This is a genomic window from Mucilaginibacter sp. P4_C11, assembly GCF_056402115.1.
The window spans coordinates 50,827-75,257 of sequence record NZ_JBFUIA010000006.1; the positions used below are offsets into that span (position 1 = coordinate 50,827).

Annotated in this window: 23 protein-coding genes; 18 read left to right on the top strand and 5 right to left on the bottom strand. The window is 43.6% G+C overall.

Annotated features, from left to right (window positions below; all coding sequences use genetic code 11):
• Positions 1-168: 168 nt before the first annotated feature.
• Entirely contained in the window at positions 169-1,911 is a 1,743-nt protein-coding gene (locus AC1DU2_RS07165) for a tetratricopeptide repeat protein (protein WP_477383526.1), read from the top strand.
• A gap of 16 nt (positions 1,912-1,927) precedes the next feature.
• The gene (locus AC1DU2_RS07170) at positions 1,928-2,419 is read left to right on the top strand and encodes a hypothetical protein (RefSeq protein ID WP_477383527.1); all 492 of its coding nucleotides are present in this window, start codon (positions 1,928-1,930) and stop codon (positions 2,417-2,419) included.
• A gap of 16 nt (positions 2,420-2,435) precedes the next feature.
• On the opposite strand, the gene AC1DU2_RS07175 is transcribed toward AC1DU2_RS07170, so the two are convergent.
• A complete protein-coding gene (locus tag AC1DU2_RS07175; RefSeq protein ID WP_477383528.1) occupies positions 2,436-4,064 on the bottom strand; it encodes a DUF6377 domain-containing protein in 1,629 nt (542 codons plus the stop codon).
• Between the two features lie 161 nt (positions 4,065-4,225).
• On the opposite strand from AC1DU2_RS07175, the gene AC1DU2_RS07180 reads away from it, so the two are divergent.
• Together AC1DU2_RS07180 and AC1DU2_RS07185 are read left to right on the top strand one after the other, a co-directional pair.
• Positions 4,226-5,077 (top strand): helix-turn-helix domain-containing protein, encoded by an 852-nt coding sequence (locus AC1DU2_RS07180; RefSeq protein ID WP_477383529.1) that lies wholly within the window; start codon positions 4,226-4,228, stop codon positions 5,075-5,077.
• Positions 5,078-5,153: 76 nt separating this feature from the next.
• Positions 5,154-5,864 carry an SIP domain-containing protein gene (locus AC1DU2_RS07185; protein WP_477383530.1) on the top strand — a complete coding sequence of 237 codons (711 nt, stop codon included), beginning with the start codon at positions 5,154-5,156 and terminating at the stop codon, positions 5,862-5,864.
• Here the strand turns inward: AC1DU2_RS07185 and pdxR are convergent.
• Positions 5,839-7,338, bottom strand: a complete 1,500-nt coding sequence (gene pdxR, locus AC1DU2_RS07190; RefSeq protein ID WP_477383531.1) for a MocR-like pyridoxine biosynthesis transcription factor PdxR — start codon at positions 7,336-7,338, stop codon at positions 5,839-5,841. The genes AC1DU2_RS07185 and pdxR overlap by 26 nt on opposite strands.
• Positions 7,339-7,421: 83 nt before the next feature.
• On the opposite strand from pdxR, the gene AC1DU2_RS07195 reads away from it, so the two are divergent.
• Together AC1DU2_RS07195 and AC1DU2_RS07200 are read left to right on the top strand one after the other, a co-directional pair.
• Entirely contained in the window at positions 7,422-7,868 is a 447-nt protein-coding gene (locus AC1DU2_RS07195) for a DoxX family membrane protein (protein ID WP_477354019.1), read from the top strand.
• 7 nt (positions 7,869-7,875) lie between these two features.
• Positions 7,876-8,871, top strand: a complete 996-nt coding sequence (locus AC1DU2_RS07200; protein WP_477383532.1) for an EamA family transporter — start codon at positions 7,876-7,878, stop codon at positions 8,869-8,871.
• Between the two features lie 140 nt (positions 8,872-9,011).
• On the opposite strand, the gene pgi is transcribed toward AC1DU2_RS07200, so the two are convergent.
• Positions 9,012-10,658: a glucose-6-phosphate isomerase gene (pgi, locus tag AC1DU2_RS07205; RefSeq protein ID WP_477383533.1), complete on the bottom strand. Its 1,647-nt coding sequence runs from the start codon at positions 10,656-10,658 to the stop codon at positions 9,012-9,014.
• Between the two features lie 252 nt (positions 10,659-10,910).
• Between pgi and AC1DU2_RS07210 the strand changes: the two genes are divergently transcribed.
• The 10 genes from AC1DU2_RS07210 to AC1DU2_RS07255 all read left to right on the top strand — a co-directional run bounded on the left by AC1DU2_RS07210 (position 10,911) and on the right by AC1DU2_RS07255 (position 20,059).
• Complete coding sequence (locus AC1DU2_RS07210) at positions 10,911-11,348, top strand: hypothetical protein (protein ID WP_477354026.1); 438 nt, start codon at positions 10,911-10,913, stop codon at positions 11,346-11,348.
• A gap of 99 nt (positions 11,349-11,447) precedes the next feature.
• Positions 11,448-12,540 (top strand): peptide chain release factor 2 gene (gene prfB, locus AC1DU2_RS07215; RefSeq protein ID WP_477383534.1). Its coding sequence is split into 2 segments (ribosomal slippage): positions 11,448-11,507 and positions 11,509-12,540, totalling 1,092 coding nucleotides; the frame shifts between segments, so codons are not numbered across the junction.
• 182 nt (positions 12,541-12,722) lie between these two features.
• Positions 12,723-13,736, top strand: a complete 1,014-nt coding sequence (locus tag AC1DU2_RS07220; RefSeq protein WP_477383535.1) for a sensor histidine kinase — start codon at positions 12,723-12,725, stop codon at positions 13,734-13,736.
• Entirely contained in the window at positions 13,726-14,403 is a 678-nt protein-coding gene (locus AC1DU2_RS07225) for a LytR/AlgR family response regulator transcription factor (protein ID WP_477383536.1), read from the top strand. Before AC1DU2_RS07220 ends, AC1DU2_RS07225 begins: the two co-directional genes overlap by 11 nt.
• 125 nt (positions 14,404-14,528) lie before the next feature.
• Entirely contained in the window at positions 14,529-16,217 is a 1,689-nt protein-coding gene (locus AC1DU2_RS07230; RefSeq protein WP_477383537.1) for a sensor histidine kinase, read from the top strand.
• A gap of 11 nt (positions 16,218-16,228) precedes the next feature.
• The gene (locus AC1DU2_RS07235; RefSeq protein ID WP_477354035.1) at positions 16,229-16,984 is read left to right on the top strand and encodes a LytR/AlgR family response regulator transcription factor; all 756 of its coding nucleotides are present in this window, start codon (positions 16,229-16,231) and stop codon (positions 16,982-16,984) included.
• 34 nt (positions 16,985-17,018) lie between these two features.
• Complete coding sequence (locus tag AC1DU2_RS07240) at positions 17,019-17,930, top strand: alpha/beta hydrolase (protein ID WP_477383538.1); 912 nt, start codon at positions 17,019-17,021, stop codon at positions 17,928-17,930.
• 36 nt (positions 17,931-17,966) lie between these two features.
• Positions 17,967-18,251 carry a hypothetical protein gene (locus AC1DU2_RS07245; RefSeq protein WP_477383539.1) on the top strand — a complete coding sequence of 95 codons (285 nt, stop codon included), beginning with the start codon at positions 17,967-17,969 and terminating at the stop codon, positions 18,249-18,251.
• On the top strand, positions 18,252-18,422 hold the full coding sequence (locus tag AC1DU2_RS07250) for an ankyrin repeat domain-containing protein (RefSeq protein ID WP_477383540.1): 171 nt from the start codon (positions 18,252-18,254) through the stop codon (positions 18,420-18,422).
• An 89-nt stretch (positions 18,423-18,511) separates the two neighbouring features.
• Positions 18,512-20,059 carry a glycoside hydrolase family 10-like protein gene (locus tag AC1DU2_RS07255; RefSeq protein WP_477383541.1) on the top strand — a complete coding sequence of 516 codons (1,548 nt, stop codon included), beginning with the start codon at positions 18,512-18,514 and terminating at the stop codon, positions 20,057-20,059.
• A gap of 256 nt (positions 20,060-20,315) precedes the next feature.
• On the opposite strand, the gene AC1DU2_RS07260 is transcribed toward AC1DU2_RS07255, so the two are convergent.
• Entirely contained in the window at positions 20,316-21,206 is an 891-nt protein-coding gene (locus AC1DU2_RS07260) for a transglutaminase family protein (protein WP_477383542.1), read from the bottom strand.
• A gap of 43 nt (positions 21,207-21,249) precedes the next feature.
• On the opposite strand from AC1DU2_RS07260, the gene AC1DU2_RS07265 reads away from it, so the two are divergent.
• Positions 21,250-21,864: a hypothetical protein gene (locus AC1DU2_RS07265; RefSeq protein ID WP_477383543.1), complete on the top strand. Its 615-nt coding sequence runs from the start codon at positions 21,250-21,252 to the stop codon at positions 21,862-21,864.
• Between the two features lie 179 nt (positions 21,865-22,043).
• Here AC1DU2_RS07265 and AC1DU2_RS07270 read toward each other — a convergent pair whose 3' ends face one another.
• The gene (locus AC1DU2_RS07270; RefSeq protein WP_477354053.1) at positions 22,044-23,177 is read right to left on the bottom strand and encodes a BamA/TamA family outer membrane protein; all 1,134 of its coding nucleotides are present in this window, start codon (positions 23,175-23,177) and stop codon (positions 22,044-22,046) included.
• A gap of 210 nt (positions 23,178-23,387) precedes the next feature.
• On the opposite strand from AC1DU2_RS07270, the gene AC1DU2_RS07275 reads away from it, so the two are divergent.
• Complete coding sequence (locus AC1DU2_RS07275) at positions 23,388-24,368, top strand: deoxyhypusine synthase family protein (protein ID WP_477383544.1); 981 nt, start codon at positions 23,388-23,390, stop codon at positions 24,366-24,368.
• The last annotated feature ends 63 nt before the right edge of the window (positions 24,369-24,431 follow it).

A 24,431-nucleotide genomic window follows, 5' to 3' on the forward strand; every position in this document is an offset into this window, starting at 1 on the left:
TTAGGTATTTGTTTTGGTGTTTTAAAGGCTGTAATATAGATTTAATATGGGGCGATATAGATGGGTTTTGAGTAGATGATTGGGGCTGTTGGGGGAAATAGTTGCAAAGCTGCCAATTATTCATCACATAAAAACTTAAATTGCAGTATCTTCAGCAATCCACAACAGATGAAAATAAAAATAGCCCTGGTCATATGCCCCGCATTGGTCGTTATTTTTTTAACCGGTCAGTCTTTTTATCACCGGTATCAAAAAAAAATCACAAAAACCGCGTTTTTGTATAAGGCTATTACACGTCCCGTGGTACTTTGCAGCGGCGGGTACAACCTGGCAGATGATTTAAAAGAAATTCCTGCTTTAAATGGCTGGGGAAATTATAAATGGAAAATCACTACCTCGTCTGACAGCGCCCAGTTTTATTTTAACCAGGGCCTGAGCATGTATTACGCTTTTCATTCTATTGAAGCCATAGCGTCATTTACCAAGGCAACCCGGTTTGATCCGGAATGCGCCATGGCCTGGTACGGCCGGTCGCTGGCTATGGGGCCAACCATCAATTACCCTAATGATGGCTACGCCCCGCCCACCGATGCTTACGAGGCATCAGTAAACAGCCGCAACTTTGCCAATAAATGCACGCCGTTGGAGAAAGCACTTATTGCGGCAATGCAACAGCGGTATAGTAAAGATACCACCATCACCGTGTTACTGTTACGCAGCAATTATGCCAGTGCCATGCAAAAGGTTTATGCCAGCTACCCTAAAAATGCCGAGGTGATAACATTATATGCCGATGCCCTGCTATTGCTACATCCCTGGGATTTATACACCCATGATTTTAAACCCAAACCATGGACGCCGGAGATACGCGCATTATTGGAGCAGGCTATTGCAATAAGCCCCAATCATCCGGGAGCCAATCATTTTTATATCCATACCATGGAGGCATCGGCCACGCCGCAACTGGCTTTAAAAAGCGCGCATTTGCTGGATACCTTAATGCCGCTGGTATCACATATTACACACATGCCATCGCATATTTACATACGTACGGGTAATTACCAGCAAGGTATTACAAATAATAACGCAGCGATTGCCGGTTTTAATTATTACGCGGGCCTTTACAACCCGGTGGTTAACGGTGCAGTGTTGTATCAAACGCATAACATTCACCTTAAAGTAAATTGCGCGCAAATGGGCGGTAACTATAAGGCGGCCATTAACGGGGCCAATGAAGCAAAGGCTACCATTATACCTGATTACCTGGCCGCCAAAGGGGCTGATGGTAATTTTTTTCAATACGTTTATATGCAGCCTGCGCTAACAGATGTGCGCTTTGGCAAATGGGACGATATTTTAAACACCCAGGTAGGCGATACGCTTGCCTATGCATCGGTATTGCTTCATTTTGCAAAGGGCATGGCCTGGTGCGGTAAGGGCGATGTACAAAAAGCCGCCTCAGAACTAAAATTGATGGAAGCCGGTTTAACAGCTGCATCGTTAAAAGCACCTATAGATAATTTCAGTTCGGCATTTGAGGCCGCCGGCGTGGGCCACCTGATATTGCAAGGCAATGTTGCTGCCACGCAAAAAAACTATGGTGCAGCAATCACTACTTTACAACAAGCAGTTATAGCCGAGGATAAACTCATTTATAACGAACCCCGCGACTGGCCCTTACCCGCCCGGCATTACCTGGGCAATGTTTTGCTAAAAGCAGGCCGTTACAACGAGGCCGTGGCTGTGTTAAATAAAGACCTGCAAATAAACCCCAACAATGGCTGGGCGCTTACAGGTTTGCAGTGGGCCTATCAAAATGAGGGGAATGCACTCGCTTTAAACAAAGTAAAACAACGTTTAAAAACCGCCTGGAAAATAAAGGATGTGGAGATAGACAGACCTGTTTTTTAATGCTTCTATAATGAAAATGCTTATCAATTTGACCTTTTTCCTCTTGTTGACCTCTGCGGGCTGTTTTGCACAATCAAAACAAGAGGTCGACAAATTATTGGGTGATATTTATAAAACAGGCAACTCAAAAAATATCATTACCAATGCTTCGACAAAAAAGTTAAAAGCTTATGGGAGCAAATTGCTGCCCACGATAACAACCTATTTTGGCGACACCTCCACCACCGGTATTCGTTCCGATTGCCAGGACAGGTTTTTAAATAAGGGAGAGGTAGCGATTATTATGGCCGACCATATAGAGCCGATGCCATATTATACAGTAACAGGTATCCAGAATTGCATACTTGACTATTGTAAAGGCAATCCCAACCTGATAGAATATTATTTATGGGCTATAAAACGTGATGGGGTATTGTTATTTCAAAAACGCTATACTATCTGGCTAAGCAGTGCCGACAGGCAAACATGGCCGCCTTATACTCATAATAAGAAGCGAAATAAAGTTTGAATTTAACAGCTTAAAACTACACCGCCTCTATCGCCATAATATGATCTTCAAACTCATCATTAGCGATAAATGATTTGTTTTTAATTCGGTTTTTGTAGGAGTAAATGGTATTTACCGAGTAGCCCAGCAGTTTGGCAATCCGGTCGTTATCGTGGATGCCCATTCGGATAAGGGCAAAGATGCGGTGCTCGGTGCTCAACAGCTGCCCGTCGGCAATGGCAATTTTATCGTCTTTGTGAAACAGGGCTTCAAACTTTTCGATAAAATCGGGGAAAAGGGAAAGAAAAACCTTATCGAAGGTATGGAACAACTGGTGCCTCTCGTTTTCCAGGTTCAGGCTTTTAATTGCTGCCTGGGCATCTTCGTAGCGTTTGCTGCTCAATTTTTTATCCAGCGATTTCTGGAAGCTTTCCAGCTTATCAATGTAGATGGAATTGATGTTGAAGTAATAGCCAATGTATTCATTCTTGATTTTATTGGCCGTACTTAAATTTCGATTTAGTGCTTCCAATGCAACGTTGCTTTCCTGTAACGATACATTGGCCTCCTTGATGAGGTTATCGGCAATGCGTAGCTTTTTAAGCTGGCGGAAGATGATGAACGCAAACATTACCACAAAAAGCACCAACACCGTAATTATAGAAGCATAAATAATCAGCGACTTGCGTTGCTGTTCTATCGTACTGATGCGCTGCGCCTCGATGATGGGCAATATACTGCTGATGGCAACCTGCCGGTGGCGTGCCCCATAAAAGGTGGCATCGTCCATAGCTTGTTTGATATAGACGAAGGCGCTGTTCAGGTCGCCTTTTTTATACAGGAAATCGGCCAGCTTATAAATGGCGACTGTTTCTTTAGTGGCCGACTGCAAGTCGGCAATGGCCGCCTGGATCAATAATTGGGTCGATTTGTCCTGCTCGCCGAGCACTTCGTAGATGTAACTTAAAGAGCAGGCGCTTATGGCAAACTGGTTGGGCGTTAAGTTTTTTAACTTAAGCAGGGCGGTATAATCTTTTACGGCACCGGTATTATCGGCCTTGCGTAAGGCTTGCAGCCCCCTTAATGCATAATAGTTGTAGGTTCCGGGCGAGGCTAATGAAAGGGCCGAATCGATAAACTGAATGCCTTTGGGATTATACATAGCCGAGTAATCAACATTACGGTCAAAATCGGATAAGTCGAAATAGCTGCGTGCTTTCAGGAAGTAATACTCCACCTTATCGTCGGTTGATAGATATTGCAGATTGATACTGTTCAGGGTTTCCAGCGTCTCTTTAAACATGCCCGATGAAATGAGTGTAAAGCCCAGTTCCATTTTAGCAAAAGCCATGCGGTTAGGGTCGTTTAGTTTGGCGGCGGTTTCCTGTAGCTTTTTGGCGTAGTTATAGGCCGAATCGTAGCTGAAGTTTTTATACTCGTTATACAGCTGCTGATAAATATTATATTTTTTATCCAGGTCGTTGGCCTGGCTTAGCTGTTTGCCCAGCTCATCAATGCGGTTTGTTTTTTGCTTTACGTATACATCCTTATCGGCCAGTACCGCGTTGAGCTTGTTGAGCAACGAATCGGTGGCAACTGACTGTGCATAGCCCGGCCGGCTTATCGAAACAAATAAGAAAAATAAAAGATATAAGCCTGGCCTCATTTAATTAAAGGTAGTAATTGGATGTTCACCCCTAAAGATAGGCAAACATATTAAAATATGGCGTATGGTTTTTGGGGCGCGGTGTATTTCGACCACGCCCACAATTTTTCCACTCCGTTCATACACCCAATCACAATAAGCCCTAACTTGCCATCCTGAACATGAAAGACATTCCCGTACATCTTTTAAAGGAACGTGCCTCATCGGGCCTGGAGATCAATCGCTTTTTTAAGGGCGATAAACCCAAGGCCGATGAACCCCTGGGTGCGCACCGCGATGATCATTATATATTTTTTGTAATTGAGGGGGGATGGGGATCGCTAATGGTGGATTTTAACGAGATTGTGATACAGGAATCCTGTCTTTATTATGTGCTACCCGGGCAGGTGCACCATCGTATCCAAAACGAAGGCGCTTATGGATGGTTCATAGCGGTGGATACCATGCTGATACCGCCCGATTATCGTAATGTGTTTGAAAATCAATTACTGTTGCAGCAACCTTATACCTTAAACGATGTACAAAAACGGCAGTGCGAAAGCTTGCTCAACCTGTTATTTGAGCGGTACCGCGAGGACGAGCAGGCTGTTTTTAATTTATCTGTTGTGCATTCGCTGCTACAGTCGTTCCTGGGGATAGCCGCCGGGTGCTTTAGCCAAACGGGTAAGCCGGGTATGTTAATGTCTCGGCCGGTGCAGTTGGCGCAGGATTTTAAGAAACTGCTGGTTGAGCATGTACGTACGCTCAAAAGCCCGTCGGCCTATGCCGCTAAGCTCAACGTATCTGAAACGTACCTGAATGAGGCTTTAAAAAAGGCTACAGGACTGTCGGTAAGTTACTGGATTCAACAGGAAGTTATTTTGGAGGCTAAACGTTTGCTGTACTATAGCCAGCTGAATGTTAAAGAAATTGCACATGCACTGGGGTATGAAGACCATGCCTATTTCTCGCGCCTGTTTAAAAAAACAGAAGGTGTAACGCCACTCGCCTTCAAGGCCGATTACCGCAAATAGTCCAATCATTACCGCAGGTATGCCATTTTATCGGGCATAGATAAGTCTTTTCTTTGTGATAATAATTCTACATCACATGGAAACATCCACTCTGCAAAAATTAAAACAAAAAACCGGCAAGCTATTTGAAGGCCGCCTGCAAACGGGCAATGTTTTGGAAGTAAGGTATTGGGAGCCCTGCACTTTAATTGAGGTTGACCTGCATCTGCCGCAAATAGATATGACCGGCTGGACCGAAATTCCTTATATTAAATTTAAGGTAGATAACCTTACCTTCAGGGATTACACCCCATCGGGCTGGGATGCCGAAACCCAAACCTGCACCATTTATGTTGATGCCGCTCATAACGGCCCCGGCAGTAATTGGGCACGGTTGTTAAAAAAGGGCGATAAGGTAAATTATCTTAAAACGGGTACTACTAATCAAAGTCCCGTGGCTACATCGGCAATAGTTGCCCTTGGCGACGAAAGCAGCATGGGGCATTTACTGGCACTGCAAAAAATGGTGCTGCCCCATACCCGTTTTTCGGGCGGAATAGTAATTGGCAACGAGCATCACCGTAAATTATTCCAGGAATACTTTTGGACACCGCTGGAGCCAATAGCCCGCCGCGATGTTTATGGCCATCACAGCCTCATTGAATGGGTGCTCGATCAGCGTTATAGTTTAGAGAACACCGTATTTTATTTAGCCGGCAATAATACCATGGTAGCCCAGTTACGTAAGCTGCTCAAAGGGCAGGGGTATCCTTCGGGACAAATTAAGGTTCAGGGCTTTTGGGATTAAGCTTTTTAAATACGCCGGCCAATATTTTTACGGCTGTTTCCAGTTCCTTAGGGTTGAGGGATGCAAAACCTATCCTGACGTAGGGATGGGTGCCAGTGTTATGGTAAAAATAATCGCGGCCGTTATTAATGGTAAGGCCCATAGCCGATGCTTTTTCGGCCACATCGGCAGGGTTAATGCCATCGGCATATTTAAGCCAAACGGCAAAACCACCATCGGGAATTTTAAAGCCTAACCAACTGCCAAGGTGCTCTTTCAACAGGGCGCAAAGTATATCGCGCCTTTCATGGTACAATTTATTGGCCTTTTTAAGGTGACGGCCTATGTCGCCATTTTTAAGCAGGTTGGCTATGGCTTCTTCCAGCAGGTGCTCGCCCTGGCGGTCAATCATTTTACGCAGCCTGGTTGCTTGCAGAATCAGGTTGGCCGGTGCAACCATAAACCCAATGCGGATGCCGGGGGCTATAGTTTTACAAAACGAACCTACATATATCACACTGCCATAATAATCGGCACTGGCCAGGGGCAGTATGGGGCTGCTGGCATAATGAAAGTCGTAATCGTAATCGTCCTCAATAATGGCAAAGCGGTATTTGTGGGCCAGTTCAAGCAGGCGCATCCGGCGGTCGGCGCTCAGCGTTACCGTAGTAGGGCGATGGTGATGGGGGATAACGTATACAAGCTTTACTTTTTTCTGCTGGCAAATTTCTTCCACAGCATCCAGGTTTATGCCGTGTTCATCTACCGGTACCAGTTTTAATTTGGCCCCGGTTTGTTCAAAAACCTCGTTGGCGCCCGGGTATCCGGGGTCGGCGGCAATTACAACATCATTTTTGCTTAGCAGGATTTGGGCAGCCAGGTAAATGGCCATTTGTGCGCCCTTGGTAATCAAGATATCATCGGCGCTAACCTGCAGGCCACGGGTTTCGCCCAGGAAACGGGCCAGCTCGGTACGCAGGTTTACCGAACCCTGCTCGGGGCCGTAGGTTAAATACTTTTGGGTGAAATGGTAGTTGGCAAACCTGCGGTACTCGCGCACCAGTAACTCAACCGGGGCTACGCGGGTATCGGGGAAGCCATCGTCAAATGTTAGCAGCCCTGGCTTACCATCAGTAAACAAATCGGGGTAGGGTACTTTCTCGGTAACATCAAAATGGGTTTTTAGGGGGTAAGCATTTTGTTTTAATGTGTTGTTGATTGGCCGGGGCGATACATCGGGCAGGTTTTTGGCTACAAAAAATCCTTTACGCGCGTAAACATCTACCCAGCTTTGGGCATACAATTCATCATAGGCAGCTACAACTGTTTTTCTGTGAACATTTAACGCGGCGGCAAGCAGTCTGCTGCTGGGCAGGGGCGATGCCGGTTTTAATGTGCCCTGCCTGATGTGCCCGATAATACTATTGGTTATCTGCAGATAAACCGCTATCTGTGCATCCTTATCAATGCTGATTAATCCTATGCTGAATTTCATACTGGACTATCTTGTTTGTATTTTCTGGACTATAAAGATAGGCCAACTGATGCGTAATTTTATACCAGTTAACAAAAAATGATATGCAACTTATTAAAAATTATGCCCTTCCGTCTGTCGCTTTGCGTGGTGCTTTGGCTACCAGCTACCTGTGGGAGGTGGCAGATCGCCTTGGTTTTTTTGGCGCCCATGGGCAACCCCATGTAGGCTGGGGCGATTGGCAGCACTTTATGGATTATGCCCGGCAGGTAATGGGCTTTTTGCCTTCCGGAATTATCCCCCCACTGGCTGTGATAGCAACCATTGGCGAGGCCGGCGTAGGGTTGTTATTGCTCGCGGGCTTGTTTACCCGTACGGCTGCATCACTTAGCTGCCTGCTTAGCCTGGCGTTTGCTTTGGCCATGGCTATATCAGGCGGTATCGAATCGCCGGTAGGTTACTCGGTTTTTACGGTGAGCGCGGCAAGCCTGCTGCTGGCCACACTGCCCGATTATAAATGGAGCATAGATTCAATCATCAACAAAAACTAAAACAATCATGACAACAGTTAACCAACAAAAAGCGCCCGCATTATTGGTGATCATAGCATTCGCTACAGTTTATATCGTTTGGGGCTCTACATACTTTTTTATCGGGATGGCGGTACACGGTTTCCCGGCTATGCTGATGGGGGCGCTCAGGTATACTACCGCAGGCCTGCTCATGCTGGGCTGGTGCGCATACAGGGGCGATAAAATATGGGTAAAGCGGGACATCATCAATTCGGCTGTTAGCGGTATGCTGATGTTGTTTGTAGCTACCGGCATGGTAATTTGGGTTGAGCAAACTTTGCCCAGTGCCATGGTAGCCATCACAGTATCGGCCAGCCCCATTTGGTTTGTGGTGTTAGACAGGCCCAACTGGCGTGTTAACTTCAAAAGCAGATCGACCATTATCGGGCTAATTGTGGGCTTTGCCGGTGTTGTGCTGCTATTTGGCGAACAGGTAGCCAAAGCCCTTGCCGATAAACACCATACAACCAGTTTTTTGGGCATGACTTTACTGATTTTAGGCCCAATAGTTTGGGCGGCCGGCTCATTATATTCAAAGCATAACGTAAACAGCGGCCCGGCAAGGTTAAATACAGCCTGGCAAATGGTTATTGCCGGACTGGCTTTTATCCCCGCAGGTGTACTGCATCATGAGTTTAACGGTTTTAGTTTGGCACAAGTGCCTGCTTCATCATGGATGGCCATTGCCTACCTCGTTATATTCGGATCCATTGGGGCATTTAGCGCATATGTTTGGCTGTTGCAGGTAAGGCCGGCTACACAGGTAAGCACACACTCGTATGTAAACCCGGTAATCGCGGTGCTTTTGGGTGTATTGTTTGCGGGCGAGCAGATATCCGTTTTACAAGTTGTTGGGTTGGTTATTATCCTCATCAGCGTATTGCTCATCAACCTGGTTAAGTACCGTAAACCTATGCCCCAAAAAAAGGTAGTGCCCATGCCAGGTTTACCAACCGGTGAGTTGCTGGTGAAAGCCTGTTAGCAAAGCCCCCTAACCTCCTGAAGGGGGAACGAATGTGCGGATTTTTAAACAACAAATGCCGGTTTCGAAGAAACCGGCATTTGTTGTTTATGCTAATCAAAAGCTCCCCCTTCAGGGGGCCGGGGGGCTTGGCTGCGTTCTTACCTCCAGGCCTTGTACAAATTAATCAACCCGTTAGTTGACGAATCATGGCTGCTTATTTCGCTGTCGTCCTTTAATTCCGGCAGAATTTTGCCGGCTAATTGCTTGCCTAATTCAACACCCCATTGGTCAAAGCTGTAAATGTTCCAGATTATGCCCTGAACAAATATCTTGTGCTCGTACATGGCAATCAGTGAACCCAGGCTGTGCGGAGTTATTTTTTTAAGCAGGAATGAGTTAGTTGGGCGGTTGCCTTCAAACACTTTAAATGGTGCAATGGCCGCAATTTCTGCTTCGGTTCTACCGGCGGCTTTTAACTCTTCAATAACTACTTCTTCTGTTTTGCCATTCATCAACGCTTCTGTTTGGGCAAAAAAGTTTGATAGTAACATGTTATGGTGCTCGCCAAGCGGATTGTGCGATTGTGCCGGAGCTATAAAATCACAAGGGATAAGTTTAGTGCCCTGGTGAATCAGCTGGTAAAAAGCGTGCTGGCCGTTGGTGCCTGGCTCGCCCCAGATGATTGGGCCAGTTGAGTACTCCACATGTTTGCCGTTACGGTCAACATGTTTACCGTTACTCTCCATATCGCCTTGTTGAAAATAGGCGGCAAAACGGTGCATGTATTGGTCGTATGGTAAAATGGAATTGGTTTCGGCTTCAAAGAAATTGTTATACCAGATGCCTAAAAGGGCAAGGGTTACCGGTATGTTTTCTTCAAACGGCGCCGTTTTAAAATGGTTGTCGGTAGCATGTGCGCCATCAAGCAGCTCGGCAAAATTATCAAAACCGATGCTTAGGGCAATTGACAGGCCGATTGCACTCCATAACGAGTAGCGGCCACCAACCCAATCCCAAAACTCAAACATGTTTTTGGTATCGATACCAAATTTTTCTACAGCGGCAGCATTGGTTGATAAGGCAGCAAAGTGTTTGGCTACATCGGCCTCGGTAGCACCGGCAGCTAAAAACCAATCGCGGGCGCTATGGGCGTTGCCCATGGTTTCCTGGGTAGTGAAAGTTTTTGATGCTATCAGGAACAAAGTAGTTTCGGGGTCAACAACCTTCAGCGTTTCGGCTATATGTGTGCCATCCACATTACTTACAAAATGCAGGTTGAGGTGGTTTTTGTAGGCTTTTAAAGCTTCGGTAACCATTACGGGGCCTAAATCGGAGCCTCCTATACCTATGTTTACCACATCGGTAATAGGTTTGCCGGTATAGCCCTTCCATGTGCCGGATATGATAGCTTCGCTAAACTCCTTCATATGATCAAGCACCTTATTTACATCGGGCATAACATCTTTGCCATCTACGTAAATTGGGGTATTGCTGCGGTTACGCAAAGCAATGTGCAGTACCGGGCGGCCTTCGGTAACGTTAATGGTTTCGCCCGCAAACATGGCTTCTATTGCCTTATTTACTGAACATTCTTTGGCCAGTTGTATCAATAAGGCTATAGTTTCATCGTCGATGCGGTTTTTGGAATAATCCAGCAAAATCTCCTCAAACTGGATAGAGAATTTATTAAATCGCTGATCATCAGCATCGAATAGTTCTTTCAGGCTTTTTGATACAATATCAATGTAATGGTCGGCTAAGTATTTATAGCTCTGGGTGGTGGTGAAATCGATATTTGGCAACATAGTTGATGTGTTTTTGACAAAAGTAACAAGTTAATTGTTAGGTGGATATAAATTATCAAACTTACTATTCTCTGTGTTGTTTTAACACTACACACATAGTGTTTGTTTTACACCTAAAAATTACGAAAATTCAAAAAATATTTGCAAATTATTTTGATATTTAAAATTATTATTTGATATCTTTGTATTGTTGGTAATCAAATGAGTGATTTATCATCAATTTGTAAATTTCAGTATAAAATTGTTGCTACTATGTTTGGAAAACTTTTTTTGCTTGTAAAAAATAACGCCGGGACGGCAGTTATTAACAACCCTTCAATTCCTGTAAAATACCATGAAAGTGTGCTTATTGAAGCATCGAGTGCTATCATTGAGGTATTAAAAGGACAAATGGAAAACGGTAAATTGAAAGATTTAGTGAAGTATTTTCGCTCGTCGGGTATTTACAATCAATCATTAGTATCCAGTATGGTTAGCAGGTTTGCTAACAGGCTCAATACTTTTTATCATATCGACCCTGAACAGGCCATGATCGCCTCAAAAGCATTGATCCCGGCTGTGATGACCGAACTGGTAAAAGCGTCAAAAAGCGAGCAGGTTAAAGAATTTGGCCTTAAAAATATGCTTACCAAGCTAAATGGTAACCGTGCCGACTTAAGTTTGCTGGTTGACCGCGCCATGGTTGCTTAATATATTCACCTACCTTGTAAAACGGGTCTGCAGATTGTTAATACAATTTGCAGACCTTTTTTTATTTATGCCGATAATCTAATTGCATATATTTGCCACATGACTAAAGAACAGATTCAGGATTTAAGGGATAGAGCAGCTTCCCTGAGGAGGCATCTTTGACATCGACAAGAAATTAGAGCTACTAAAAGCTGAACAGGAGATAACTATTGGTCCGCATTTTTGGGACCACCCGAAAGAGGCCGAAAAGGTACTGGCATCTATCAAAGTAAAAAAAGTTTGGACAGATGAGTTTCAAAAAGTATTGGYGGTAATAGAAGATACCGGTGTGCTGTTTGAATTTTACCAGGGCGGTGATGCTACCGAGGCCGAAATGCTGGAGCAGTATAACATGGCTATAAAGGCTGTAGAAGAGCTTGAATTTAAAAACATGCTCTCGGCCGAGGAAGATCAGTTTAACGCCGTACTGCAAATAACAGCAGGTGCAGGGGGTACCGAAAGCTGCGACTGGGCCGGAATGCTGATGCGTATGTACATTATGTGGGGCGAAAAGAACGGCTACAAAGTTACCGAGCAGGATTACCAGCCCGGCGATGTGGCCGGAGTAAAAACCGTAACCCTGCAATTAGAGGGCGATTTTGCCTACGGATATCTTAAAGGCGAAAACGGCGTACACCGTTTGGTCCGCGTATCGCCATTTGATGCCAATGCCAAGCGCCATACTTCGTTTGCTTCGGTTTATGTTTATCCGCTGGTTGATGATACCATCGAAATTGACATTAACCCAGCCGATATTGAGTTTGAGACTTTCCGCTCGGGCGGTGCCGGCGGACAAAACGTGAACAAGGTAGAAACCGCCGTGCGTTTATATCACAAACCATCGGGCATTATTATCAAAAACCAGGAGTCGCGCTCGCAGTTGCAAAATAAGGATAACGCTATCCGCTTGCTGAAATCGCAGCTATATGAAATTGAAATGCGTAAGCGCATGGAGATAAGTAATGCTATTGAGGGCAACAAAAAGAAAATAGAGTGGGGATCGCAAATCCGCAACTATGTGTTACACCCTTACAAGCTGGTGAAAGATTTGCGAACCGATCATGAAACCTCGAATGCCGCCGCCGTACTTGATGGTGAACTTAACGAGTTTTTGAAGGCCTACCTAATGGAGTTTGGCGGGCCGAAGAGTTAATATTTGATATTTTTAAATTATACCGGGGTGGTGTTATTGGGTTTTTACCGGTAACACCATTTTTATTTAATGCGCATATTTAACCCATTTTGCAGATACAAACCGGCAACTGGCAGAGTTTATTGATAAACCACGATCCTAAAAATGATTTTTGAACCATGTTTAATTTAAATAACAACAACATGAAAAAAACAGTTTGGGCAATTTCACTAAATATTGCCTATTGGTTTCCAAAACTCCTGCAAGCCTATTTTATCTTAAATTTAAATCCAGGTAATCCCCCCGGCAATTATTTAATTGTACCTGTTAGTTACGCCGGGCAGATTGTCATTTTTTATTTATTTTATTTTTTGTTTTTCTCGGTTTATTTGTCCAATCGCAAAATTTTCCTTTTTGTTGTTGCTGGTTTGCTGACTGCGGCATTAATAACGGCTGCGGAGTATTTGGGCTTGCGCGCTTTAGCGCCGGCTTCTTTCAATAATGTGGGGCTGGGTTTGGTAATTGGCAATATGATTACAGGAGTAATTTATTCGGCAGTTGCAGCCTGTCTAATCAGGGGGTTTGTAAATTGGTATGCCGATATCAGGTATAAAAAAGAGTTAGAAAGAAAAAATATCGAAACCGAGCTTGCGCTATTAAAAGCCCAGATTAATCCGCACTTTTTGTTTAACACGCTTAATAATATTGATGTGCTGATTGAAAAAGATGCCAAACAAGCCTCCATCTACTTAAAAAAACTCTCGGATATTTTGAGGTTTACACTTTATGAAAGTCCGTTGGAGCAAATTGAACTAAAGCAGGAGGTGGATTATATTGAGCAATATATCGAGTTGCAAAAAATTCGCACCGCCAACCCCGATTTTGTGAAGCTTACAGTAAATGGTAACCTGGATAACCGGCAAATTGCCCCCATGCTATTTATCCCTTATATCGAAAACGCGTTTAAGCACTCCACCAATAAAAAAATAAGTAACGCTATTGAAATTGGTATCGGTGTATTGGGCAATACCATTACTTTTACCTGTAGCAACGCCTATAATCAATCAACCGAGCTAAAGCAGCCGCATAGCGGCCTTGGGCTCGAATTGATAAACAATCGCCTTAACCTGCTTTATAAAGGAGCCTACGTGCTTAATATTACGCAGACAGATGAGCGTTTTAACGTAACATTAGCTATTAACCTGCATGGTAATTAATTGTATAATAATTGAGGACGAACCCCTGGCTATGGACCGAATCAGGGATTTTGTGCTTAAAGTGCCGTTTTTAAATTTACTGCAAAGCTTTGACAATGGTGTAGAGGCCATAGCTTTTATGCAAACTCAAAAAGTAGACTTACTTTTTTTAGATATACAAATGGATGGCTTTACAGGCATACAATTGCTGGAATGTTTGATAAAAAAGCCCGAGGTTATAATTACCACAGCCTTTGATAAATATGCCCTGCGCGGGTTCGATCTTAACGTGTGCGACTATCTTTTAAAACCCTTCACCTTTGAGCGTTTTATGCAGGGCGTAAATAAGGTTTATGATAAACTATCGGGCAGGGAGGAGGGTAAAACATTCATTTTTATAAAAACAGAATACCGGCTCGAAAAAATTAAGTTAGATGACCTGCTTTTTATTGAAGGCATGCGCGATTATCGCCGCCTGCATTTAAACGAAAAAAATATAATGACGCTGCAAACCTTTAGCGAGCTGGAGCAGGAACTCCCCGCCAGGCAATTTTGCAGGGTACACAAATCATTCATTGTTGCGCTTGATAAAATTGAAAGTATTGAGCGCGACCGCATCCGCATTAAAAATGAATTGATACCCGTGTCTGATACTTATAAAGAGAATTTTTATAAACAAATCAGGTAAGCATATTAGCAGTATGCTGCCAAATTCTAAGTCCCGCCTGCCACATACTCATTGGGCGTTGTTAAGGCCCGCAGGTAAATACATTTTTGTGATGTAAATAATAATTGTAAACTTCAACACACATCATGAAAAGTAAAATTTTTGTATTAATTGGCTGGTTACTACTTGGTATGGGCAACCTTTTTAAAGCACAGGCACAACAGGACAATGAACCACCCTTTGGCAATGTGATACAGGGCGACAACGTTGGATTTTTAGACGACCAGCTTTGGTATGGGCAAAAGGAAATTCAAAAATATAAGGATAAAAGATTTGCGAAAAGAACACTGTTTTTGGCAATAAAGCTTAACCCGAAACTGAAGTACTTTTTTGGCAGCCGGGTATACTCTATCTCCAAACAATACCAAAGCTACATTATTGCCGATAGCACAGATGCCGAACTAATGGCCCTGGGCATTAATAAAGAAAATGTTGACGATTACCGGTATCATGTTGTTGAAAATGATAGCGTGGAAGTGGTGCCGTGGATCAAACCCCGGCTCGAAAAAAAATATGGGGCAAAGTATCCATACGGTTTTATGGGTAAGTTTAACAGGCCCGGTAAACAATTGCTTGTAGAGGTTGTAAATATTCACGATTACAATATCAGGGATGGGGTAGTATTTGATTGGAGGGCCAATTTTACGCCGCAGGTTGGTGGAATATTTCTGGATGTGAAAGCCCCTGATGAACATATAGATGTTACTAATTTAAAAGCCAACAGGGGCTATGTAAAAAAGCTTGACCCAAAAACAGGCTTGCCGCTTGATCTGAAGTTTTTTGCAGATAGTTTAGACGGCTTTGACGTTACTTTTATGCACCATGAAACCTATGCCTATGTAGCATACCTGGTTAAAAATATTGGCGGCAAAAGGGACACTGTGTTAATAAAAGACAGGATACTTGATAATTCGGTAACAATTACGCCGGATATGTTTAAAGTTCCGGGTAGGTACGAGGTGACTGTATGGAGTTTTGGGAAACGTGGAGGCGATAGCCAGTCTGTGAAAATTCCTTTCGAGGTTTTGGCCCCGCCCGAAAAAAAGGCATCCATCACCATAAAACAAGCCTTACCTTATATTATAACAACACTCACGGGTGTTGTTTTGCTGTTTGGGGGCTATTACAGGCGCAACCAGGTAAAACTATTGCGGGTGGCGCAGGAAAAGCAAACGGCAAGCTTAAAGCTGCAATCCATCCGGGCTCAGCTTAACCCGCATTTTATGTTTAACGCTTTAACATCTATCCAAAACCTGGTAAATAAAAATGATATCGACGGTGCAAATCATTACCTCTCTAAATTTGCGGGCTTAACCCGACAAGTATTGGATACCGGCAACGAGGAATTAATAAGCCTGGAACAAGAGCTTGCTATTTTAGATGATTACCTGCAAATGGAGCAATTGCGCTTTGGCTTTAAGTATGAGATAACAACAGATCCTGATTTGAACCAAGCCAATATCGAAATTCCGGCCATGTTGCTGCAGCCCTTTGTAGAGAACGCGGTTAAGCACGGCGTAGCCATTTTAAAGGAGCAAGGCCGGATAATAGTATCGGTGAGCCGGCAGGGGCAGGACATTGTTTTTGCCATAAAAGACAACGGCAAATGGACAGCTACTGACAATCCTGTTGAAATAAGTGGTTACGGCTTAAAATTGAGCCAGGAACGTGTAGCTTTATTAAACCAGTTATATAAAGATCAGCCGCTGAGTTTACATATTGATAAGCAAGGGCAGGGTACTGTGGTAAGTATCCGTTTATCAAACTGGATATAAAATTTATGCCGATGAGTATCAAAAGTATTATTGTTGATGATGAGTCTAATAACATTGAAAACCTGCAACAGATCATCAAAACCTGGTGTCCGCAAATTGATGTTGTGGCAACAGCTTCAAATGCGGGCGATGCGATAGCCGCCATTAAAGCCAACCAGCCCGACTTGTTGTTTCTTGATATCCAGATGCCGGGACAATCGGGCTTTGATGTGTTGAGGGCTTTTGATAAAATAGATTTTGAAGTGATATTCATCACAGCCTATGATAAGTATGGCATCCAGGCCATTAAATTTTCGGCACTGGATTACCTGCTGAAACCGATAGATATTGCCGAATTTAAACTGGCCATTGAAAAGGCAACGCGAAAAATAAGCGGCAGGCAGCAAAATCACAGCATCGAAAACCTGTTGGAGTACATTAAGGCTGGCCAAAAAGAAACACCCAAAATAACCCTGCCCACGCTAACCGAGATCAGGTACGTAAAAATTACCGACATCGTCAGGTGCGAGGCATCAAACAACTATACCACTTTTTACCTGCAAAGCGGCGAGCAGGTATTGGTATGTAAAACACTAAAAGAGTTTGCTGATATTTTAAAACCTCATCATTTTGTACGTACCCATCAATCGCATTTAGTGAATGTTCAATTTGTAAAAAGTTATCTAAAAGAAGATGGCGGAACCTTATTGCTAAACGATCAAACCAAAATCCCCATCTCCCGCCAAAACCGCGAATTGGTAAAAGATACCTTGGGTAAAAGTTTATAATAAAAAACCTATAATTGCATATACCCAATAAATTATGAAAACCATTTTATCAGCCTTTATTTTCACCATGGCAACAACCATAGCCTATAGCCAGGAAAAACCGATGCCTTTGTATCCTAAGGGTGTACCAAATTCAAAACCTACCCCGGCAACATACGTAGAGAAAACCAATGGTGACTGGATTACCGGTGTAAGTATCCCAACGCTAACCGCCTATCTGCCCGAAAAGGGTAAAGCTAATGGCGCGGCTATTGTGGTTTGCCCGGGCGGAGCTTACGCTGGTTTGGCTAATGCTCACGAGGGTATGGCCATATGCAAGGAATTTAATAAGATAGGCGTCACCGCCTTTTTACTGAAATATCGCTTGCCAAGTGATGAAATAATGGTTGATAGATCGATTGGCCCCCTGCAGGATGCGCAGATGGCTATATATACCGTTCGTAAAAATGCTAAGGAATGGGGCATTAACCCTGCAAAAATAGGTATCATCGGCTTTTCGGCGGGCGGGCACCTGGCATCAACGGAGGGGACACATTTTGATAAGCCGGTGATTGACGACAAAGACAACATTAGCCTGCGTCCCGATTTTATGATGCTGATATACCCGGTGATTAGCTTTGGCGAGCAGGCCCACGTTGGCTCGCGCGAAAATCTGATAGGTAAAACACCATCGCAGGCACAACTTGATCTGTACTCTAACGAAAAACAAATTACAGCCAACACCCCGCCCTCGTTTTTGGTGCATGCCGAAGATGATAATGTAGTACCTGTACAAAACAGCCTGATGTTTTACGATGCCTTATTGAAAAATAAAGTTAAAGCCGAGATGCACCTTTTCCAGGAAGGCGGCCATGGCTTTGGGATGAATAACTCAAAAAACAAAGGCAAATGGTTTGATTGGGCAACCAACTGGCTGGAAGAGAATGGGTTTTTGAATGGGAAGTAAATATCAACATGCTATAATTTAATCTACAACCATCTCGTGATAAAATATACGCTTATTATCGGTTTCCTGCTATTGTGCACCTGTGTAAAGGCTCAAACGTTAAATGATAAATTGGCTAAAGCCATTAGTGATAAGGACACCTCCATGGTTGAAACATTGCTTAAACAAGGAGCGGATGCTAATTACAAACAAAAACTTGGCAACGTGGAGATGAGTTTGTTGATATTAGCCGTAAATAAAAAAGATTATAAATCAGTTAAATTATTGGTGGATCATAAAGCCGAAGTTGACTGGACGGATTGGTTTAGCACTACCGCCTAAATGTATGCTGCAAATTTAGGTGAAATCAATATTATTAGATACCTGCTTAAAAATGGTGCAGATATAAACGCGCATGATAACCAGGGTAATACGGTTCTATCTGCTGCAAAGGAGGGTAACCACCCCGAAGTCATAAAGCTGATAGAAGATAAATTAAACAAAACCAATTGATATAATCACCACGTTTTGAATTAAGATTGCCTAAATCAAAGGCAAACTTATATTGCATTCCGGTGCTTTATGTGCTGTAAATATATATCATGCTTGAAAAAATTTGCGTTTTAGCTTTTTTACTCGCCTTTTGCTTTTTTAATGTACAGGCTCAACAACTTGTTGATAGTAGTTCGGTTGCTCACCCTAAACGCGAGTTCCGCGGCGTTTGGGTAGCCACTGTCGAAAATATCGATTGGCCGGCTACGCCTAATGAAACTACAGCCCAACAGCAACAGGAATTATTAACCATTTTAGATGCCCATCAAAAAACGGGTATCAATGCTATTATGCTCCAGATTCGGCCGGCGGCTGATGCTTTTTATGCCAAAAGCCGCGAGCCCTGGTCCAAATGGCTTACCGGGAAGCAAGGCCTGGCGCCCAATCCTCTTTATGATCCCCTGGAGTTTGCCGTTATCGAGGCGCACAAACGCGGGATGGAGTTGCATGCCTGGATAAACCCATACAGGGCAACCAAGGATAGTGCCTATTCGCAGCTTAGCCCGCAGCATATTACCCGGATAAAACCCGAATGGTTTTTTACTTACGGCGGTATGAAACTGTTTAACCCCGGCCTGCCCGAGGTAAGGGAATACATAGTGCAGGTGGTGTTGGATATGATAACCAATTACGATATCGACGGCATCCATATGGACGATTATTTTTACCCTTACCATGTAGCAGGCCAGCAGATAAACGATCAGCAAGCCTATCAGCAATATGGTAAAGGTTTTACCAGTATTGACGATTGGCGACGCGATAATGTAAACACCCTGATAAAAATGCTGAACGATAGCATCCATCAGCACAACCCGCGGATGAAGTTTGGCATCAGTCCGTTTAGTATTTGGGCCAACAAAACCCAGTTAGCCGATGGTTCTGATACGCATGGCAGCGATTCGTACTTTGCTCTGTATGCCGATTCGCGCAAGTGGGTGCAGGAGGGCTGGGTAGATTATATTAACCCGCAGTTATACCGCCCCATTGATGATAAACTGGTGCCTTTTAAAACGATGATTGACTGGTGGGGCAACAATGCCTATGGCCGGCATTTGTACATTGGGCAGGCGCCATACCGTATTATCGAAAACAAACTGCCCGGTTTCAGATTGCCGGGGCAGCTTCCGGGCCAAATTCAATACCTGCGTAAAAATTCAAGGGTGCAGGGTAGTGTATATTTTAGTTCCAACTCATTAATGAATAATCCGCTGGGTTTTACAGATTCGCTGCGGGCCAATTATTACCATTACCCGGCCCTGCCGCCTATGATGCTCTGGCGCGATTCAATAGCGCCCAATGCGCCGGTAGGGCTTATTGCGAAGCCGGAGCTCAATGGGGTTAAACTGATGTGGCAAACGCCATTGATGGCAAAAGATAATGAGCCTGTTTATGGCTATGTAGTTTATCGTTTTAGCACAGGTGCTAAACTAAACTTAGATAATGCCGAAAACATATTAAGCATCCAATATAACAACAATACCCTCTATTTGGATACCACCGCGCAGAAAGGTAAAACCTATACTTACATAGTAACGGCAATTGACCGGTTAAAAAACGAAAGTGAAAAGGCGTTGCCGGTAGATGGGGCGAGGTTGTAAATATGCCAATTGAAATTTAAGATTACGTACTTGAGCAGAAAACTAATATAACGTAACGTCATTTCCTTTGAAGGGCTGGCAGATGTGGGGAAAAGGTTAGAAATCTTATTCGCCTTGTATTTCACGGGAGCAAGGCTGTATAGCAAGTCTTCAACGGCATGTATTTCATGGGAGCGCGGTCATAGCAAATCGTATAAGATTTTTCGCTACGCTCAAGAGATAGTTTCTCACTCGTGCCCCGTTTCGAAATGACAATTTATTTCATTATACGCTGATTTATTCCAGGATTATTATCCAATATCGCCAGCAATTCATTCAACTCCACCACCTTCTCGGCCGACCCTAAGTTTTCATAGGCACTTATCAGGTTACGGATAACGCGTTTAATGATATCGGTGTTGGAGCAGGGCTCGTAAAACTGCTTATCAAATTTAAGGTTAAGCTGTTTTAAAAACATATCCACATCGCGGCGGCCAAAAATAAAACCTTTATTAAATGCATTGATGTAAAACAGCACACCGCCTTCAAAGTTGTTCTCCATGCTTTCATCAACATAGGCCAAAATAAAATGCTGAGGCAGGTTTACGCCATATACGGGCACATCCAGCTTTTGGGCAATGATGGAGTAGATGATGGCCAATGATATCTGGTTACCTTTTTTTGTTTCGAGCACCTGGCTCAGGTAGCTGTTTTGCGGATCGAGGTGGTTAGATATATTACCGCTAAACCCGTAAATATTGTAAAATACATGGTTAATGAGCTTGATTTGCTCCTTAGGGCTGGCTTCGTTCATCATCTGTATCCAGATGTCGCGTTTGATTGATTCTACCTGGTTAATTACCCTTTGCTCGTCCAGGTCGGGGTATTGATAGCGGTTGATGATCAGGATGCCCTGTAGTAGGTCAAAAGCGCCGCTTTGGTGCCACAGCTGCAGGTCGGTTTTTAATGATCTAAACTGAATTTCATGTACAAGGTTAGCTATCCGTTCTTGCTGTACAGCATCAAAAGCCTGCTCAAAGGCGGTTTCAAGGTAGGCAATTACCTCGCTGCCGTAGCCAAGCAGTTTTTCGTGAACGTGATCATATATCTCGTTATCGGGATCGTCCAGCAATCGGATCAAAGAGTTTACTTCTGTCGGATTTATCATACGCTATCATGCTAAAATACTAAACTTTTTTACTTTTGCGGCGATGTGGAATCTCAGATTTGTGCAAGATTATTTAAAACACCGGTTTACGGCCAATAACCGCCATGGTATACACTCGCCATTTGTATATACACTGATAGACCATGTAATTTATGATTACACCAGCCAACAAGTATACCATGAGCCCGGATTTGTGCCAGAAAAAGGAGAGGGGAGGGCTGGACTTAAGCCGAAAGTTGCCCAATTGGTTTACCGGTTAACAAAGTATTTTAACCCGGCTATAATAGTTGAGTTGGGTACAAATAATCAGCAGGCAAGCCCTTATCTGCAAAAAGCAGCACCCGATGCCAAATTCTATCTCCCTCAAAATGAAAGCGAATTCATTACATTAAATAAAACACTATCGGGCCTGGTAGTTTTTCATGGCGAAAATCTCAAAGAAAAAATACTGCCATACTTCAATCAATACCTTGACAAAATTAATCCGGATACCGTGATGCTTTTTACCGGTTTGCATACCGCTAAAAACCTGAAGCATTCCTGGAGCCAAATCAAGCTAAATCCCAAAGTTACTCTCACCATAAACCTGTTTTGGATAGGCCTGGTTTTTTTTAAGCAAGACAGGAAAGAGCGGGAACATTTTAAGGTACGATATTGAGGATTTGCAGCGCGGTTAAATTAGGTTGTACGTGTTACGTTGTACGTTTGACGTCGTACGTTTTTATTAGTAATGTGCTAAGATGAGACGATGTAGCTTGATTATTTTGGATGATCGAAACGTATAACTTACGACGTCAAACGTACAACGTCAAACGTATAACCTACCCAATGTGCCACTCAAAACGCCTGTCCCAACGCAGCATAAAAACCGCTTTGGCGTTTTTCCCCGGGATTTTTTTGGCCTATGCCATAGTCGGCGCGGATACTCAGGCCTTTTTCAATGTCGAAAAAGTAGCGTACACCGCCGCCATAGTTGGGTTTTAGTTGTGCCCAGCTAAAGCTTTTGTTAAATACTTCGCCGGTGCCTGCAAAGGCTACAAAACCAATACGCGGACTTAGGCGGTAACGCAGCTCTGTTTGACCTGCAAGCATGTTACGGTCACGATAACGGCCGTTGTAATAGCCGCGCATGAGCTCATCGTTCCCCAGTGCAGGCAGCCAATAAAAAGGCGAACTGCGGCCGGTAAGGCTCTGTTCCTGTATGTCTACTCCTAAAACCAGCTTTTTTGTCAATGCAAAAAACTGGGAGTACTCTGTATTTAAAAAGCCACCGTTATAACCCTTGTTGCCAAATCCCTTAATTATCTCAAACGAGCTGGTAATTATCATCCCTTTTGTAGTGTAGGTATTGTTATTGCGGCTATCAAATGTTATGCTTGGCCCAAGGTATATATTACTGCCCCCGCCGTGGTTTTCTACCCGCCGGTCGGTATAAAAAATAGTATTGGTTGGTTCGGGAGGAATTCTGTATCTAATAGCCCCAGCCACTATACCTGCGTAAAGCCTGTCAGATAATTTCTTTTCGACGCCAACATACAATTTAGTCCGTTTTTGCCCAATACGCACCGCATCGGCGCTGAGGGTATTATTACCAATACCATAAAAGTTAACCGGGAAATTGATAAAACTAATACCCGCGGTGTAATGGTACCCATTATCGGGTGTCCAATAACTGGTATTTAAACTTAAGCGGCTTTGGCCTTTGGTGGTTATTGTGGCATAACCAAAGACGCTTGATACCCGGGTGCTGCTTTTTAGCGAATCGCTGTAAAAGGAATACAGGCCTGCCCCGCCCACCTCGAGGCCGGTTTCCGGTGCTGAGCTAAGCACCGGTAAAATAACAAAACTGCTTTTTTTACTGGTATCCTTATTTAAATACATTTTGCGCAAAAACTTTGGGAGAATGTGCGATTGTGAAAAAGCGGATTGCAGGAAAAATATCAGCAACAACGAGGTAAAGAATGTTTTCATATAAATTCAGCTAATATAACCCCATTTTTGTGATAAGGTTGATAGCGTAGGGACATTTTAAAGTAAAAAGTAATAAAAGACCTTTTGCTTTATTGGTATTCAGGTGCCGCGTTAAAATGATAACAAACAAGTAACATCAATAAAATTTCATTTAAAAACCATAATCCCGCAAAATTCCTACTTTTGCAGCTGAATTTTTATTGATACACTATGAGCATCACACGAGGACCAATTTCGCAGTTTATTGAACGCAACTACCTGCATTTTAACTCCGCAGCATTAATGGATGCCGCCAAGGGATATGAAACCCACCTTGATGAAGGCGGTAAAATGATGGTTACCCTTGCCGGTGCAATGAGTACCGCCGAATTGGGGATTTCATTGGCCGAGATGATTCGCCAGGATAAAATTGCCATAATATCCTGTACAGGCGCAAACCTGGAAGAGGATATCATGAACCTGGTAGCGCATTCGCATTACAAAAGGGTGCCCAATTACCGCGATTTAAGTCCGCAGGAAGAATGGGATTTGTTAGAGAATCATTACAACCGTGTTACCGATACCTGTATTCCCGAAGAGGAGGCTTTCCGCAGGCTGCAAAAACACATCCATAAAATATGGAAAGATGCTGATGACAGCGGCGAACGTTATTTTCCGCACGAGTACATGTACAAGATATTGTTAAGCGGCGAGCTTGAGCAATATTACGAGATAGATCCTAAAAATTCCTGGATGCTGGCTGCTGCCGAAAAAAACCTGCCTATTGTGGTACCCGGATGGGAAGATAGTACCATGGGCAACATATTTGCATCATACCTTATCAAAGGCGAGCTTAAAGCTTCGACCATGAAGAGTGGTATAGAATATATGGCCTGGCTTGCCGATTGGTATACCAAAAACTCATCGGGCAAGGGCATCGGCTTTTTCCAGATAGGTGGGGGTATTGCAGGCGATTTCCCGATATGTGTGGTGCCTATGCTTTACCAGGATATGGAGATGCATGATGTGCCTTTTTGGAGCTATTTTTGCCAGATATCTGATTCAACAACATCATACGGCTCTTACTCTGGCGCAGTGCCAAACGAGAAGATAACCTGGGGCAAGCTGGATATTCATACGCCTAAGTTTATTGTTGAGAGTGATGCCACTATTGTAGCCCCGCTTATATTTGCCTGGATATTAAAACAATAAAAAGTTTATAATCGATATTGATGGTGAAACCATCAATAAATTTTCAAAATGGCATTAATATGC